Below are 16111 nucleotides of genomic sequence, written 5' to 3' on the forward strand. Positions count from 1 at the left end.
TACACCCCGGGAAGCCGGAAATCAGGAGATAGAACATGGATTTGAATGCGGAAGTGGACCACCTGGTCAAGGCGTCCCAGGCGTGGATCCCGATGATCATGGAATACGGCAGCCGCGTGCTGCTGGCAGTGATTACCTTGGCCATCGGCTGGTGGCTGATCAACAAGGTCACGCAAAAACTCGGCGGTCTGCTCGCCCTGCGCAATGCCGACCTCGCGCTGCAAGGCTTTATCAGCAGCCTGGCCAATATCATTCTCAAGGTGCTGCTGATTGTCAGCGTCGCGTCGATGATCGGCGTCGAAACCACCTCGTTCGTCGCGGCCATCGGTGCTGCCGGTCTGGCGATTGGCTTGGCCTTGCAGGGCAGCCTGGCGAACTTCGCTGGCGGCGTGCTGATTCTGCTGTTCCGTCCGTTCCGTATCGGTGACTGGATCGAAGCCCAAGGCGTGGCGGGCACCGTCGACAGCATCCAGATTTTCCACACCGTGCTGCGTACCGGCGACAACAAGACCATCATCCTGCCCAACGGCAACCTGTCGAACGGCATCATCACCAACACCAATCGTCAGCCAACGCGCAAAGTCGTGTTTGATGTCGGCGTGGATTACGAAGCGGATCTGCAGAAGGCCCGTCAGGTATTGCTGGATCTGGCCAAGGATCCCCGCGTCATGCAGGACCCGGAGCCACAGGCAGTGATTTCGACATTGGGCGACAGTTCGATCACTGTTTCCCTGCGCGTATGGGTTAAAACTGCGGACTATTGGGATGTGATGTTCATGTTCAATGAACAGGCGCGAGATCGTTTGAAGGCTGCCGGGATTGATATTCCGTTTCCGCAGCGGGTTATACGCGTAGTGCAGGAATCTGCCACGCAGTAATCGTCTTTGAAGTTGGCTTGGCAGTCAGCAACTAATATAAAACCCGAGCAGTGTGCGCACTCTCGGGTTTTTTATCGGCGGGATAAAACTATGCTGGCTAATAAGTAGCTGGCTAATGTTTGTCTGTTTGATCAGTTATTCATCCATAAAAAAAACCGCCCTCCTGATTCAGGAGGGCGGTTTTGTTAGAGCAGAGCTCTACAGTACGTCAGCTTCGCAACCTTATTAGAGGATGCTCAGTGGATATTCAACGATCAAACGCAGGTCGTTGTTATCACCACCGTTGTAAGAAGTGTTGGAGCGATACCAGGCGCTACGCAGGCGGAAAGACAAGTCTTTCGCTGGACCGTTTTGCATAACGTATTTGGATTCGAAGTCCAGTTCGTGCTCTTTGCCCTCTTCAGCGCCGGTGCTGATGTTGTCACCTTTGATGTAACGGGTCATGAAGCTCAGACCAGGTACGCCGAAGGTAGCCATGTTCAGGTCATAACGGCCCTGCCACGAACGCTCGTCTGCACCGTTGAAGTCAGAGTACTGCACGGAGTTGGCGAGGAAGATAGTGCCGCCGCCGTCCACGCCGTACACGTAACCGGTGTCACCGCTGGAGCGCTGGTGGGCGAGGGTGAATTTGTGCGCGCCGATGCTGTAAGCAGCGCTAAGGGACCAGATGCGGTTGTCGATGTCGCCGGACAGGTCTTGACCCTGGCTCTTGCTCTTGTACCCGTTGAAATCGAAGTTCAGAGACTGTTCGTCGTTGATCGGCAGGGTGTAGTTCAGATTGACGTATTGCTTCTTGAAGTGGTCTTCCACGTCGGATGCTGCAACACCGGCGACAAAACTGTCGGTGAACTGATAGGTAGCACCGGCGATGTCAGCGGATTTCAGGCCACCTTCAACGATGGAGTCACGACCCATCTGGCTTTGCGCGCTCAGCGCGGTAAAGCGACCTGCACTCAGTTCCAGGCCCGGGATCTCTTTGGATACGAGCATGGTGCCGGTAGCGGTCTCAGGCAGCAAGCGGCTGTCGTCGGTGGAAAAAACCGGGCTGGCGACAAACTGGTTACCGTATTTCAGGACAGTGTCGGAAAGACGGAACTTGACTGCTCCACCGCTTTTCGACTGAGTATCTTCAGCTCTGCCGTCGCTATCGGCAGCGAACAGACCGTTGCCAGTGCGGCCGCGTCCAGTGTCCAGCTTGATGGAGCCAAGACCGAAAGCGTCTACACCTACACCGATGGTGCCTTGGGTGAAGCCGGACTCGTAAATGGCATGCATGCCAATACCGGTTTCTTCACGATAGCCCTGGCGCTCACCCGACGGGCTGCTTTTCAGGTTTTCGTTCTTGAAATCACGGTTCATATACAGCATGCGAGTCTTGACGCTGAAGCTGCTGTCTTCAACAAAACCTTTCGATTCATCCTGAGAAGACGCCATTGCGAACTGCGAGGTGCCTGCTGCAACAGCCAGGGCGATCATGCTCCACTTCATCACGCGCATCGTGATTTGCTCCTTTGGTTTTTAGAAGAGTACTGCCGTCCCACCTGTTTTATTATCTGGGCGGCTCTTTCTTTTTGTGTCGGCGCAAACTTATATCACGCCGACATTGTTGGCGATACTTGCGAAATCAACCTTTCAGCTTCTTTACGGCGTTGTCGCAGAAGGAGCGCTGGATGTCGCAAATCCACAGTACCGATGCAACCGGGCTGACAACTTTATCGCTGTTTCCGGGCCTTTTTGCATCGCTAAAAAAGAGTCCCTGGCAAAACACTTGAATCTCCATCGGGCAACCCTGCCACTGTTTTTATTGGCTTCAGGCGACCACTTCCAGTGGTGCGCTTATAGTCCATACCGTTACGAATGCAACAAGCGTGCACAAACCGCAAAAACGCTGCGGTTATTTTTCTGTGTGCAGCTCTCAGATGTGAAAACCTTGTGAAAACGGGGTCTCGGGGCTGTTTTGTTACGGGCTTGACGACGATCCCCCAATGGTGTTGCAACGCACCAAAGCCGCGCAGGACAACCAAAAACGTTACCGGTTCACCCCGCATTGAGTATTTGGCGGATGCCCGACCCACTGAGCGTAGACGTGTTGTGCAGTTTTGGTGCAAAAAAATCACAATCGGGCCCGAGTAAAACTGGCGCCACCCGATTCGAGGGTCGACAGATCAGGGGTTTTCATGCGGATCTTCACGTCAAGGCTCATGTCCGGGGCTGTATTGGTGCGTCGGCGAGATAAATGTCTTATGTCGGCGCGCTTACTGAATTACTGTCGGAGGGAAGCGTGAAGCCCGCTGCATTCGCAGGTATGCTGCCGTTCTGTCGCTTGGCGCGCTGCTTTCACGGCGCCGCCGCTAAGCTGAGTCATAGGATCAGCGGGAGTGCTCACAGTGTTTGCTTTGGATTCACGACTTCAACAGGACGCCCTGGTCATCGGCGACTTCCCGTTGTGCCGGCTGTTGCTGTCCAACGACAGCAATTACCCTTGGTTCATCCTGGTACCTCGTCGCGAGGATATAAGCGAGTTGTTTCAGTTGGATGTCGCCGATCAGCAACAGCTATGGCGGGAAACCACCACCCTTGCCGAGTTACTCAAGGATTCGTTCGACGCCGACAAGCTGAACGTGGCAACCCTGGGTAACGTTGTCAGTCAGTTACACATGCATGTCATTGTGCGTAAGCGTGACGATGCCGCCTGGCCGGCTCCGGTCTGGGGCAGGCACCCGGCCGAGCCGTACAGCGCGGAACAGGTAGCAGCCATTCGCGAGCGCTTGCGTCTGGTGCTGACTGAAGAATTCACCTTTGTGGAGGGCTGAGTCATGAGCCTTGAAGAGCGCGTAACCGATCTGGAAAGCCGTCTGGCCTTTCAGGATGACACCATTCAGGCTTTGAACGATGTGCTGGTGGCCCAGCAGAGAGTCATCGAGCGCCTGCAATTGCAGATGGAGGCGCTGATCAAGCGTCACGAAGAAATGGTCGGGCAGTTCGGTGCTTTTGAAGAAGATGCGCCACCGCCGCATTATTAATCCATTCGGCAGGCATAAAAAAACCGCGAATAGCCAGGCTGTTCGCGGTTTTTTTGCTTTGGATCAGCGACGCGGCAGAGCGGCGATCACGTCCTCGGCTTGCAGGCCTTTGTCGCGGTTCATCACCGAGAACTCGACGCGCTGGCCTTCGACCAGAACACGGTGGCCTTCGCCACGAATGGCGCGAAAGTGCACGAAAATATCATCACCGGAATCCCGGGAGATAAACCCGAAACCCTTGGAAGTGTTGAACCACTTCACGGTGCCGGTATCGCGATTGCTCATGTCATAGGTGGTCGGCGCAGCGGCCGGTGACGATTTGTAGAAGCTGACAGCCAAATGCAGCAGCACGGCAACCAGGGCGATCACCAGGCTGAACAACACCGCCGGCTGGCCAGCGATGACCGGCATCGGCGCGATCAGGGTCAAGGTTTGCAGGACGACAGTCAGTACCAGAAGGGCGCTGACCAGATTTTGCAGATGCTGGCGCGGGCCTTTGTTCCAGTAGGGAATCACTGGAGCGATGACCAGGTTCAGCAGGCCGAAAAAGGCCAGGTAAAGTGCATCGGGCTGTTGCAGGTAAGGAACGGCTTCGGCTTTCAGGCTGGGTATGAACGACAGCAGCAAGGCTGCTGCGCCCATTAGCAGGTGGACGATTTTCAACATTTTGATTGGCTCACGTTATGACGGCTCACAAGGAAGAGCTGAAGGCGCACGGTTCGCTTCAGGACAAAATAAGAGGCGGTGGACACGTACACGGCATCAGCCTATGCGCAACGCCCCGGAAAATAGGGCATGGCGACACACTGCCTATTTAACAGCAAAGCCTGCGGCTACTCAAATCAGCCCGGCCAGCGGCAGAGAAACGGTCGATTTGTCGCAGTCAGATCACGGATTGATAGCTGCGAGCGGGCGCGTGCCTTGCTAAAGTGGGGCTGAACCTGCTGGATGAATTCAATCACTGTTAGGGGGTAAGCATGGCAATTGATATCGGTATCAGTGAAGAAGACCGCAAATCCATCGTCGAAGGGCTGTCGCGACTGTTGTCGGACACCTACGTGCTGTATCTGAAAACCCATAACTTTCACTGGAACGTCACCGGCCCGATGTTCCGCACGCTGCACCTGATGTTCGAAGAGCAATACAACGAGCTGGCGCTGGCCGTCGATTCGATCGCCGAGCGTATCCGTGCGTTGGGCTTCCCGGCGCCGGGTGCTTACGCGACCTACGCGCGTCTTTCTTCTATTAAAGAAGAGGTCGGCGTGCCAAGCGCCGAAGACATGATCAAGCAATTGGTCGAAGGCCAGGAAGCGGTGACCCGTACCGCGCGCGGCATTTTCCCGCTGCTGGACAAGGTCAGCGACGAGCCGACCGCTGACCTGCTGACCCAGCGCATGCAAGTGCACGAGAAAACTGCGTGGATGCTGCGCGCGCTGCTCGAGGAATGACCCGGCCGCTGCGGACGACGTGAGGTCGTCCGCATGCTCTCCAGACTCTTACCGTTGTCGTTGGCTTATCCTACGAGGCTGGTCAACAAGTCGTATGGCGCTAACTTTGTCACTGGGTTTTTATGAAGGCGCAGGATGTTGCCTTATAAATCAGCAGTCATGGCAAAGGAGTGTCAACGCTATGGTCGAAGGAGACAGGCGAAGCGACAGGATGTCGGCTTCGCGGCACGTAATTAAAGTCGACCCGTTTGTCAGCGAGTTCGACATGAATCTGATCCGGCCGCTGTCGCGATCGATTCGCCTCAACGGTTTTGCGACCTGCCTGCGCCTGGAGCAGGTCTACTGGAATATTCTCGGCGGCATGGCCGAGGACAATCATTGTTCGGTCAGCACACTGTTATCCCACGTCGATCGCGAGGTGCATCTGCGTTACGGCGGGGTGAAGAATTTCAGTGCGCTGGTACGGGTGGTTTGTGTCATGAACGGGATCAAAGATCTCGCACCCGCCGTTTCGCGCTGAAACGGCGGTTGCAACGAGGTTGCGGGCTGTGCAGCGTTACGGCTGCACAGCCCGCATTTAATCGATATAATCCCGCGCTTTCGCCGCAAAGCCCTGCGCGCGGCAGCAATCTGATCGCCGAGACACCTCCATGCCAATGTACGATTACCTATGTGCTTCCTGTGGTCATCAGTTGGAAGCCATTCAGAAGATCAGCGACGCACCGTTGGTCGATTGCCCTGCCTGCCAGGCGCCCGAACTGAAGAAGCAGCTGTCCATGCCGGGTTTTCGCCTCAGCGGCAACGGTTGGTACGAGACCGACTTCAAGACCGGAGCCAAGAAGAATCTGGCCGGTGGCGACAAAGCTGACTAGGGTTCCAACCCTGAACGAACGACACGCGTGAGTTTCCGCCCTGCTTGATCGCGGCCGGATCTCCACCGAATTTCGAATTACGAGAAGCGAACCACACCATGATGCGCAGCCACTATTGCGGCCAACTGAACGAAAGCCTGGAAGGCCAGGAAATTACCCTTTGCGGATGGGTTCACCGTCGCCGCGACCACGGCGGGGTGATTTTCCTCGACATCCGTGATCGTGATGGTCTGGCCCAGGTGGTGTTCGATCCGGATCGCGCCGAGAGCTTCGCCGCCGCCGACCGCGTGCGCAGCGAATACGTCGTGAAGATCACCGGCAAGGTGCGTCTGCGTCCGGCCGGCGCGACCAACGCCAACATGGCTTCGGGCATGATCGAAGTGCTCGGTTATGAACTGGAAGTGCTGAACGAGTCGGAAACCCCGCCGTTCCCGCTCAACGAGTTCTCCGACGTTGGCGAGGAAACCCGCCTGCGCTATCGCTTCCTCGACCTGCGTCGTCCGGAAATGGCCGAGAAGCTGCGTCTGCGCTCGCGCATGACCACCAGCATCCGCCGCTTCCTCGACGAGAACGGCTTCCTCGACGTCGAAACGCCGATCCTGACCCGGGCCACTCCGGAAGGCGCGCGTGACTATCTGGTGCCGAGCCGTACCCACGCCGGTTCGTTCTTCGCCCTGCCGCAATCGCCGCAGCTGTTCAAGCAACTGCTGATGGTGGCCGGCTTCGACCGTTACTACCAGATCGCCAAGTGCTTCCGTGACGAAGACCTGCGTGCCGACCGTCAGCCGGAATTCACCCAGATCGACATCGAGACCAGCTTCCTCGATGAAAAAGAGATCATGGGCCTGACCGAGCAGATGATCCGCAACCTGTTCAAGGAAGTGCTGGATCTGGAATTCGGCGAATTCCCGCACATGACCTTCGAAGAAGCCATGCGCCGCTACGGTTCGGACAAGCCGGACCTGCGTATTCCGCTGGAACTGGTCGACGTTGCCGACCAGCTCAAGGAAGTCGAATTCAAGGTCTTCAGCGGTCCGGCAAACGATCCGAAGTGCCGCATCGCCGCACTGCGCGTTCCCGGCGGGGCGAGCATGCCGCGCAAGCAGATCGACGACTACACCAAGTTCGTCGGCATCTACGGTGCCAAGGGCCTGGCGTACATCAAGGTCAACGAGCGTGCTGCCGGTGTTGAAGGCCTGCAATCGCCGATCGTGAAGAACATCCCTGAAGACAAGCTCAACGTGATCCTCGATCGCGTTGGCGCAGTCGATGGCGACATCGTGTTCTTCGGTGCCGACAAGGCCAAGATCGTCAGCGAAGCCCTGGGCGCGCTGCGTATCAAGCTCGGTCACGACCTCAAGCTGCTGACCTGCGAGTGGGCGCCAATGTGGGTCGTCGACTTCCCGATGTTCGAAGAGAACGACGACGGCAGCTTCTCGGCGCTGCACCACCCGTTCACCGCACCGAAGTGCACCCCGCAGGAACTCGAAGCCAACCCGGCCGGCGCACTGTCCCGTGCGTACGACATGGTGTTGAACGGCACCGAGCTGGGCGGCGGTTCGATCCGTATCCACCGCAAGGAAATGCAGCAAGCGGTATTCCGCCTGCTGGGCATCAACGAAGCGGAACAGGAAGAGAAGTTCGGCTTCCTGCTCGACGCGCTGAAGTACGGTGCACCGCCGCACGGTGGTCTGGCTTTCGGTCTGGACCGTCTGGTGATGCTGATGACCGGCGCCCAGTCGATCCGTGAAGTGATCGCCTTCCCGAAAACCCAGAGTGCTGCCGACGTGATGACGCAGGCTCCGGGCGTAGTGGATGCCAAGGCATTGCGCGAGCTGCACATTCGCCTGCGCGAAACGCCAAAGGCTGAGTAAGACGGGCCTGAAGGCGCATCTTCGGATGCGCCTTTTTTCTTTCTCAGGTCGAATTTTTCAATTGCCGGCCGCTGCCTTGGCGGGGCGGGCAAGGTTTCAAAGAGCATTCGGAGCAAGTTATGGCAGGTCATTCCAAGTGGGCAAACATCAAGCACCGCAAAGAACGTCAGGATGCCAAGAGGGGCAAGATCTTCACCAAGTGGATCCGAGAACTGACCGTTGCGGCCCGTCAGGGTGGCGGTGATCCGGGTTCCAACCCGCGTCTGCGTCTGGCTCTGGACAAGGCGTTGAGCGCCAACATGAGTCGCGACATCATCGATCGCGCCGTTGCGCGCGGTGCCGGCGCCACTGAAGCGGACAACGTTGAAGAACTGACCTACGAAGGTTACGGCCCGGGCGGCGTGGCGGTGATGGTCGAGTGCATGACCGACAACCGCAACCGTACCGCCGCAGCCGTGCGTCATGCGTTCAGCAAGTGTGGCGGCAACCTCGGCACCGACGGTTCGGTGGCCTATCTGTTCGAGCGCAAGGGCCAGATCAGTTTCGCCCCGGGTGTCGATGAAGACGCACTGACCGAAGCGGCGCTGGAAGCCGATGCCGATGACGTGGTCACCCACGAAGACGGTTCGATCGACGTGTTTACCTCGTTCACCGGTTTCTATGCGGTGCGCAACGCGCTGGAAGCGGCCGGGTTCAAGGGCGACGACGCGGAAATCGTCATGCAGCCAACCACCAGCGCCGAGCTGGATCTGGAAGGTGCGGAGAAGGTGCTCAAGTTGATCGACATGCTTGAGGATCTGGATGACGTGCAGAACGTCTATTCCAACGCGGATATCCCGGAAGACGTTGCCGCTCAGCTTGGCTGATGTAAATAGAAAGGTCGCAGTTTTTTGCTGGCTCTACACTTCTTCTGTAGGAGCTGCCGAAGGCTGCGATCTTTTGATCTTTTAAAAACACAAAGATCGCAGCCTTCGGCAGCTCCTACATGTACCCTCAGCTTTCGCATCATTTTCTGCAGGCGTTATGACTCTAATTCTTGGTATCGACCCCGGTTCACGCATCACCGGTTACGGGATCGTTCGCGATACCGGGCGGGGCGGCTGCATCTATGTGGCCTCGGGCTGCATTCGCACCGGCTCCGGCGAGCTGCATGAACGTCTGCAAATCGTCTATCGCGGCGTGCGCGAAATCATCAAGACCTACGGACCGGTGACCATGGGCATCGAAAAGGTGTTCATGGCGAAAAACGCCGACTCGGCGCTGAAACTCGGTCAGGCGCGCGGCGCTGCGATTGTCGCCGGCGCCGAAGAGTGTCTGGAAATCGCCGAGTACACCGCCACGCAAGTCAAACAGGCCGTGGTCGGCACCGGTGCGGCCAATAAGGAGCAGGTGCAGATGATGGTCATGCACATGCTCAAGTTGACCAGCAAGCCGCAGATCGACGCCTCCGACGCCCTCGCGATCGCCATTTGCCATGCGCACACGCGCTCAAGCCTGCTGCCGCACGGGCTGGGAACCGCACGCAGTCGTGGCGGGCGCCTGCGTCTCTGATAGCATCAGCATCAATTTTCCTGAAAGTGGCTTTGCGGTGCCTAGGTTGCCGGCGCGCAAGCCACCCTCAATCGTCGCCAGCCCACGGCTGGCCAGCGCTCAAGGATTCAAAACGTGATTGGACGCTTGCGCGGCACCCTGGCTGAGAAACAGCCGCCGCACCTGATTCTCGATGTCAATGGCCTCGGCTATGAGGTGGAAGTGCCGATGACCACGCTTTATCGGTTGCCGTCGGTCGGTGAACCACTGACCCTGCACACCCATTTGGTCGTACGCGAAGATGCGCAATTGCTCTATGGTTTTGCCGGCAAGCGTGAGCGAGACTTCTTTCGCGAGCTGATCCGTCTCAACGGGGTCGGACCGAAACTGGCGCTGGCGTTGATGTCGAGCCTGGAAGTCGATGAGCTGGTGCGCTGCGTGCAGTCTCAGGACACTTCGGCGTTGACCAAGGTGCCGGGGGTTGGCAAGAAGACCGCCGAGCGTCTGCTGGTGGAATTGAAAGATCGCTTCAAGGCCTGGGAAACCTCGCCGGCGATGTTCGCGCTGGTGCCGAATCAGCCGGACGGCCCGGCGCCGGTCAACAGCGCCGAGACCGATGCGGTCAGCGCGTTGATCTCGCTGGGCTACAAGCCGCAGGAAGCGAGCAAGGCGATTTCCGCGATCAAAGACAAGAACCTGAGCAGCGAAGACCTGATCCGCCGCGCTCTGAAGGGAATGATTTAAGTGATTGAAGCTGATCGTCTGATCGCCGCCGCGCACAGCCCGCGCGAGCGCGAAGAAGTCCAGGATCGGGCCATCCGCCCGGTCAGTCTGGCCGACTACATTGGCCAGCCGACCGTGCGCGAGCAGATGGAGCTGTTCATCCAGGCTGCCCGTGGCCGCAGTGAATCCCTCGATCACACCCTGATCTTCGGCCCACCGGGGCTGGGCAAGACCACGCTGGCCAACATCATTGCCCAAGAAATGGGTGTGTCGATCAAGAGCACCTCCGGGCCAGTGCTGGAGCGTCCGGGTGATCTGGCCGCATTGCTGACCAATCTTGAGCCGCACGACGTGTTGTTCATCGACGAAATCCATCGTCTGTCGCCGATCGTTGAAGAAGTGCTGTACCCGGCGATGGAAGATTTCCAGCTCGACATCATGATTGGCGAGGGGCCGGCGGCGCGTTCGATCAAACTGGATCTGCCGCCATTCACGCTGGTCGGCGCCACCACCCGCGCCGGCATGCTGACCAATCCGTTGCGAGATCGCTTCGGTATCGTCCAGCGCCTGGAGTTCTACAGCACGGCGGATCTGGCAACCATCGTCAGTCGTTCGGCGGCGATTCTCGGTCTGCCGCTGGATCCGGAAGGTTCGTTCGAGATCGCTCGTCGCGCCCGTGGCACGCCGCGAATTGCCAACCGTCTGCTGCGTCGGGTGCGCGACTTTGCCGAAGTACGCGCCAAGGGCCACATCACCAAAGCGGTGGCGGATCTGGCGCTGAACCTGCTGGACGTCGATGAACATGGTTTCGATCATCAGGACCGGCGTCTGCTGCTGACCATGATCGAGAAGTTCGACGGCGGCCCGGTCGGTATCGACAGTCTGGCGGCGGCGATCAGTGAAGAACGCCACACCATTGAAGACGTGCTCGAACCGTATCTGATCCAGCAGGGCTATATCATGCGCACGCCACGGGGCAGGGTGGTGACGCGGCATGCCTACCTGCACTTTGGTTTGAATGTTCCGTCACGTATGGGCGAGATGCCCGTGGCAGACGAGTTTCTCGACGCCGTCGACGATTGATACACATTTGCTGGTGATTTATTCAGGGTTTGTACTGTCAGACGACGGTACTTTTGCGTTAAAGCTTTGAAACCACGAAAAACAGTTGTCTGGCCGGATTGGCAACCTGAGGAGTAAGCACTAGAGTATGCGCGCGCAAAACGGGCTTGAGCCGTTCGCACATCGTTGTCGCGTTTATTACGAGGACACCGATGCGGGCGGCATCGTGTATTACGTTAATTACCTCAAGTTTATGGAACGGGCTCGAACCGAGCGGCTACGGGAACTGGGCTTTGCCCAATCTGTGCTTGCCGGAGAGGACCTGTTGTTCGTCGTGCATTCCAGCGAAGCGCGCTACCACGCGCCGGCGCGACTGGATGACGAACTGCTGGTAAGCGCTGATGTAATCGAATTGAACCGTGCCAGCCTGCGCTTCAAGCAGCAGGTCAGGCGGGCCACGGATAATGTGCTGCTCTGCGAAGGGCAGTTTTTGGTGGCCTGCGTGCGCACCGACAGTTTGAAACCCCGGGCCCTTCCCGAAGACCTGCGTGCGGCCTTCGCCGACGCGGTCGGCCCGGGTACACACTCAAAGCAGGAGATAAAGCGTGGAAGCTAACGTCGTCGACCATTCCTCCATGTGGAGCCTGGTCAGCAATGCCAGCATCGTGGTGCAGTTGGTAATGTTGACCCTGGTGGCCGCATCGGTGACCTCATGGATCATGATCTTTCAGCGCAGCAACTTGCTGCGTGCCGGTCGACGTGCCCTGGAGAGCTTCGAAGAGCGCTTCTGGTCCGGTATCGATCTGTCCAAACTGTACCGTCAGGCCGGCAGCAACCCTGATCCGGACTCGGGCGTGGAGCAGATCTTCCGTGCCGGTTTCAAGGAATTCTCCCGTCTGCGTCAGCAGCCAGGTGTCGATCCTGAAGCCGTGATGGAAGGTGTCGCCCGTGCCATGCGGGTGGCCATCTCGCGCGAAGAAGAGAAGCTCGAGCAGAGCCTGCCGTTCCTCGCCACCGTCGGTTCGGTCAGCCCGTACATCGGTCTGTTCGGTACCGTGTGGGGGATCATGAACTCCTTCCGCGGTCTGGCCAGCGCTCAGCAAGCGACCCTCGCCACCGTTGCTCCGGGTATCGCCGAAGCCCTGATCGCCACTGCGATCGGCCTGTTCGCTGCGATCCCGGCGGTCATCGCTTACAACCGTTTTGCTGCTCGCAGCGAAACCTTGCTGGGCCGCTACTACACCTTCGCCGATGAATTCCAGGCGATCCTGCACCGCAAAGTGCACACCAGCGAAGAATAAGCAGGTATTTCCCGATGGCTTTAATCGCTCGAGCTCGCAAAAAGCGCAAGCCGGTCGCCGAGATGAACGTGGTGCCCTACATCGACGTGATGTTGGTGCTGCTGGTCATCTTCATGGTGACCGCGCCGATGCTCAATCAGGGCGTGAAAGTTGATCTGCCCAAGGTTTCCAGCGAAGCCTTGCCGCAGGACAACAACACCCAGGTCCTGACCATTTCGATCAAGGCTGACAAGACCTACTACTGGAACCTTGGCAGCGAAGTCGACACCGAGAAGCAACAGGACAGGGCCATGACCCTGCCACAGATGACCGACGCGGTGACCAAGATCATCCGCGCCGGCACCGAGGGCGGCAAACGCACCCAGGTATTCATTCGTGGTGACAAGACTGTCGACTACGGCGCCGTCATGGGTGCCATGGGCGGGTTGCAGAAAGCCGGGGTCGGTAACGTTGGTCTGATTACCGAGGCCCCCTGATGCAGCAACAGCGAGAGCCGTCCGCCTCGGAAAGCTACTTCTGGCCTAGTGTTCTGGCAATCGTCCTGCACGTGCTGGTGTTCGGCATGCTGTTCGTCAGTTTTGCCTTCACGCCCGAACTGCCGCCGGCCAAGCCGATCGTCCAGGCGACTCTGTACCAGCTGAAATCGAAAAGTCAGGCGACCACCCAGACCAATCAGAAGATTGCGGGTGAGGCGAAGAAATCCGCCGCGCGCCAGACCGAAGTCGAACAGATGGAACAGAAAAAGATCGAGCAGGAAGCGGTGAAGGCGGCGGAACAAAAGAAAGAGGAAGCGGCTCAAAAGGCCGAGGAAGCCAAGAAGGCCGACGAGGCGAAGAAAGCGGACGAAGCGAAAAAGGCTGATGAAGCCAAGAAAGCCGACGACGCGAAGAAAGCCGAAGCGAAAAAGGCCGAAGAGAAACAATTGGCTGATATAGCCAAGAAGAAGGCCGAAGACGAAGCGAAGAAGGCTGCTGAGGAAGAGGCGAAGAAAGCCGCTGCCGAAGAAGCCAAGAAGAAGATCGTCGAAGACGCGAAGAAGAAAGCCGCCGAAGACGCCAAGAAGAAAGCTGAAGCTGAAGAGGCGAAGAAGAAAGTCGCCGAAGACGCGAAGAAGAAAGCTGCTGCCGATGCTGCGAAGAAGAAAGCGCAGGAAGCGGCACGTAAATCCGCCGAAGACAAAAAGGCCCAGGCCCTGGCAGATCTGCTTTCCGACACGCCGCAGCGCCAGCAGGCCCTGGCCGATGAGCAGGGTGACGAGGTTGCCGGCAGTTTCGATGACCTGATTCGCGCTCGCGCAGCAGAAGGCTGGGCTCGTCCTCCTTCGGCGCGCAAAGGCATGACGGTCGTGCTGCAAATCGGCATGTTGCCGGACGGTACGGTGACCTCGGTCAGCGTGGCCAAGTCCAGCGGTGACGGTCCGTTCGATGCTTCGGCAGTCGCGGCAGTGAAGAATATTGGACGTTTGACAGAAATGCAGGGAATGAAGCCGAGCGATTTCGCTCCGTATCGTTCATTCAAGATGACATTCACACCTGAGGATCTAGCCTTGTGAGAAACCTTCTTCGAGGAATGCTGGTCGTGATCTGCTGCATGGCAGGGATCGCGGCGGCAGATGAAAAGAACATTCTGGTCACCAGCGGCAGCGACCGGGCTACTCCGATCGCCGTCGTACCGTTCGGCATGCAGGGCGGCGCCGTGCTGCCGGATGACATGGCTGAAATCATTGGCAACGATTTGCGCAACTCGGGCTATTACTCGCCGATTCCGAAAGCCAACATGATCAGCCAGCCAAGCCAGCCGAGCGAAATCATCTTCCGTGACTGGAAGGCGGTGGGTGCTCAGTACATGATGGTCGGCAGCATCGCTCCAGCGGGCGGTCGCCTGCAGGTGCAGTGGGCACTGTTCAACGTCGCCACCGAGCAGAAAGTGGCGGACGGCAGTGTTTCCGGTACGACCGACCAGATCCGTGACATGGCGCACTTCATCTCCGATCAGTCGTTCCAGAAGCTGACCGGCATTGAAGGTGCCTTCTCGACGCGTCTGCTTTACGTAACGGCCGAGCGTTTCTCCGAGAAGAATACGCGCTACACCCTGCAACGCTCCGACTACGACGGCGCGCGCGCAGTGACTCTACTGCAATCGCGCGAGCCGATCCTGTCGCCGCGTTTTGCACCGGATGGCAAGCGTATCGCCTACGTGTCGTTCGAGCAGAAGCGTCCGCGTATCTTCATGCAGAACATCGACACCGGTCGCCGTGAGCAGATCACCAACTTCGAAGGCCTCAACGGCGCGCCAGCCTGGTCGCCGGACGGCAATCGCCTGGCGTTCGTGCTGTCGAAAGACGGTAACCCGGACATCTACGTAATGAACCTCGGTTCGCGTCAGATCAGCCGCGTAACCAATGGCCAGGGCATCAATACCGAACCGTTCTGGGGCAAGGATGGCTCGACCATCTATTTCACCTCGGACCGTGGCGGCAAGCCGCAAATCTATAAAACCAGCGTCGGTGGCGGTGGTGCCGAGCGTGTGACGTTCGTGGGCAACTACAACGCCAACCCGAAACTTTCGGCTGATGAAAAGACTTTGGTGATGATCCATCGTCAGGATGGCTTCACCAATTTCAAGGTGGCAGCTCAGGATCTGCAGCGGGGTAGTGTAAAGATCCTCACTGATAGCACTCTGGACGAGTCACCTACTGTTGCGCCCAACGGCACCATGGTAATCTACGCCACCCGCCAACAGGGCCGGGGAGTCTTGATGCTCGTGTCCATTAATGGACGCGTGAGGCTCCCGCTTCCTACCGCTCAAGGCGAAGTCAGAGAACCGTCCTGGTCCCCTTACCTGAAGTGAGCGGGCGCTACACGTTTTACTTAACACACTGGGGTTCATTAGGAGTTTCACGATGGAAATGCTGAAGTTTGGTAAATTTGCTGCGCTGGCTCTGGCCATGGCTGTAGCTGTAGGTTGCTCGTCCAAAGGCGGCGACAACGCCGGTGAAGGCGCTGTTGATCCAAACGCTGGTTACGGCGCAAACACTGGTGCCGTTGACGGTTCCCTGAGCGAAGAAGCTGCTCTGCGCGCAATCACCACCTTCTACTTCGAATACGACAGCTCGGACCTGAAGCCAGAAGCCATGCGCGCTCTGGACGTTCACGCCAAAGACCTGAAAGCAAACGGCGCTCGCGTTGTTCTGGAAGGCAACACCGACGAACGTGGTACTCGTGAGTACAACATGGCACTGGGCGAGCGTCGTGCGAAAGCCGTTCAGCGCTACCTGGTACTGCAAGGTGTTTCCCCAGCTCAGCTGGAACTGGTTTCCTACGGCGAAGAGCGTCCAGTTGCTACCGGCAACGACGAGCAGTCCTGGGCCCAGAACCGTCGCGTCGAACTGCGTAAGTAA

Annotated in this window: 20 protein-coding genes; 18 read left to right on the forward strand and 2 right to left on the reverse strand. The window is 58.0% G+C overall.

Translation table 11 applies throughout. The features are described from left to right. Positions 1–35: 35 nt before the first annotated feature. Complete coding sequence (locus V8J63_RS07805) at positions 36–878, forward strand: mechanosensitive ion channel family protein (protein WP_016773492.1); 843 nt, start codon at positions 36–38, stop codon at positions 876–878. Between the two features lie 225 nt (positions 879–1103). Here the strand turns inward: V8J63_RS07805 and V8J63_RS07810 are convergent, their stop codons facing one another. Next, the gene (locus V8J63_RS07810; protein WP_041479797.1) at positions 1104–2375 is read right to left on the reverse strand and encodes an OprD family porin; all 1272 of its coding nucleotides are present in this window, start codon (positions 2373–2375) and stop codon (positions 1104–1106) included. A 76-nt stretch (positions 2376–2451) separates the two neighbouring features. Between V8J63_RS07810 and V8J63_RS07815 the strand changes: the two genes are divergently transcribed. The 3 genes from V8J63_RS07815 (at position 2452) to V8J63_RS07825 (ending at position 3901) form a co-directional block, all read left to right on the forward strand. Next, positions 2452–2814, forward strand: coding sequence for a hypothetical protein (locus V8J63_RS07815; RefSeq protein ID WP_185757830.1), 363 nt, complete (start codon positions 2452–2454; stop codon positions 2812–2814). A gap of 451 nt (positions 2815–3265) precedes the next feature. Next, positions 3266–3691 (forward strand): HIT family protein, encoded by a 426-nt coding sequence (locus V8J63_RS07820; RefSeq protein ID WP_125925578.1) that lies wholly within the window; start codon positions 3266–3268, stop codon positions 3689–3691. Positions 3692–3694: 3 nt separating this feature from the next. Continuing rightward, positions 3695–3901, forward strand: a complete 207-nt coding sequence (locus V8J63_RS07825) for a SlyX family protein (RefSeq protein WP_016773495.1) — start codon at positions 3695–3697, stop codon at positions 3899–3901. Positions 3902–3964: 63 nt separating this feature from the next. Here the strand turns inward: V8J63_RS07825 and V8J63_RS07830 are convergent, their stop codons facing one another. Next, complete coding sequence (locus tag V8J63_RS07830; protein ID WP_016773496.1) at positions 3965–4567, reverse strand: cold-shock protein; 603 nt, start codon at positions 4565–4567, stop codon at positions 3965–3967. Between the two features lie 311 nt (positions 4568–4878). Here V8J63_RS07830 and V8J63_RS07835 point away from each other — a divergent pair, with 311 nt between their 5' ends. From V8J63_RS07835 to pal, 14 genes are all read left to right on the forward strand, one after another. Further along, entirely contained in the window at positions 4879–5349 is a 471-nt protein-coding gene (locus V8J63_RS07835; RefSeq protein WP_016773497.1) for a Dps family protein, read from the forward strand. A 181-nt stretch (positions 5350–5530) separates the two neighbouring features. Next, the gene (locus tag V8J63_RS07840; protein ID WP_038861040.1) at positions 5531–5869 is read left to right on the forward strand and encodes a ribbon-helix-helix domain-containing protein; all 339 of its coding nucleotides are present in this window, start codon (positions 5531–5533) and stop codon (positions 5867–5869) included. Positions 5870–5999: 130 nt separating this feature from the next. After that, a complete protein-coding gene (locus V8J63_RS07845; RefSeq protein WP_056787910.1) occupies positions 6000–6221 on the forward strand; it encodes an FmdB family zinc ribbon protein in 222 nt (73 codons plus the stop codon). Positions 6222–6319: 98 nt separating this feature from the next. Further along, positions 6320–8095 carry an aspartate--tRNA ligase gene (gene aspS, locus V8J63_RS07850; RefSeq protein ID WP_024014090.1) on the forward strand — a complete coding sequence of 592 codons (1776 nt, stop codon included), beginning with the start codon at positions 6320–6322 and terminating at the stop codon, positions 8093–8095. Between the two features lie 119 nt (positions 8096–8214). Then, the gene (locus V8J63_RS07855) at positions 8215–8961 is read left to right on the forward strand and encodes a YebC/PmpR family DNA-binding transcriptional regulator (protein ID WP_024014089.1); all 747 of its coding nucleotides are present in this window, start codon (positions 8215–8217) and stop codon (positions 8959–8961) included. Between the two features lie 157 nt (positions 8962–9118). Beyond that, positions 9119–9646 carry a crossover junction endodeoxyribonuclease RuvC gene (gene ruvC / locus V8J63_RS07860; protein ID WP_016773501.1) on the forward strand — a complete coding sequence of 176 codons (528 nt, stop codon included), beginning with the start codon at positions 9119–9121 and terminating at the stop codon, positions 9644–9646. Positions 9647–9760: 114 nt separating this feature from the next. After that, positions 9761–10369, forward strand: a complete 609-nt coding sequence (ruvA, locus tag V8J63_RS07865; RefSeq protein ID WP_024014088.1) for a Holliday junction branch migration protein RuvA — start codon at positions 9761–9763, stop codon at positions 10367–10369. After that, positions 10370–11431 (forward strand): Holliday junction branch migration DNA helicase RuvB, encoded by a 1062-nt coding sequence (ruvB, locus tag V8J63_RS07870; RefSeq protein WP_024014087.1) that lies wholly within the window; start codon positions 10370–10372, stop codon positions 11429–11431. Between the two features lie 127 nt (positions 11432–11558). Continuing rightward, positions 11559–12026: a tol-pal system-associated acyl-CoA thioesterase gene (gene ybgC, locus V8J63_RS07875; RefSeq protein ID WP_041479792.1), complete on the forward strand. Its 468-nt coding sequence runs from the start codon at positions 11559–11561 to the stop codon at positions 12024–12026. Next, on the forward strand, positions 12016–12711 hold the full coding sequence (tolQ, locus tag V8J63_RS07880) for a protein TolQ (protein WP_008080223.1): 696 nt from the start codon (positions 12016–12018) through the stop codon (positions 12709–12711). Before ybgC ends, tolQ begins: the two co-directional genes overlap by 11 nt. Before the next feature lie 23 nt (positions 12712–12734). Then, the gene (tolR, locus tag V8J63_RS07885; RefSeq protein ID WP_160767866.1) at positions 12735–13187 is read left to right on the forward strand and encodes a protein TolR; all 453 of its coding nucleotides are present in this window, start codon (positions 12735–12737) and stop codon (positions 13185–13187) included. Beyond that, the gene (gene tolA / locus V8J63_RS07890) at positions 13187–14263 is read left to right on the forward strand and encodes a cell envelope integrity protein TolA (RefSeq protein WP_016773505.1); all 1077 of its coding nucleotides are present in this window, start codon (positions 13187–13189) and stop codon (positions 14261–14263) included. Before tolR ends, tolA begins: the two co-directional genes overlap by 1 nt. A gap of 17 nt (positions 14264–14280) precedes the next feature. Continuing rightward, positions 14281–15561, forward strand: a complete 1281-nt coding sequence (gene tolB / locus V8J63_RS07895) for a Tol-Pal system beta propeller repeat protein TolB (RefSeq protein WP_016773506.1) — start codon at positions 14281–14283, stop codon at positions 15559–15561. 52 nt (positions 15562–15613) lie between these two features. Beyond that, positions 15614–16111: a peptidoglycan-associated lipoprotein Pal gene (gene pal / locus V8J63_RS07900; RefSeq protein ID WP_003178634.1), complete on the forward strand. Its 498-nt coding sequence runs from the start codon at positions 15614–15616 to the stop codon at positions 16109–16111.

This window comes from Pseudomonas sp. CCNWLW23 (assembly GCF_037095675.1).
GTDB classification, from domain to species: Bacteria; Pseudomonadota; Gammaproteobacteria; order Pseudomonadales; family Pseudomonadaceae; genus Aquipseudomonas; species Aquipseudomonas atacamensis.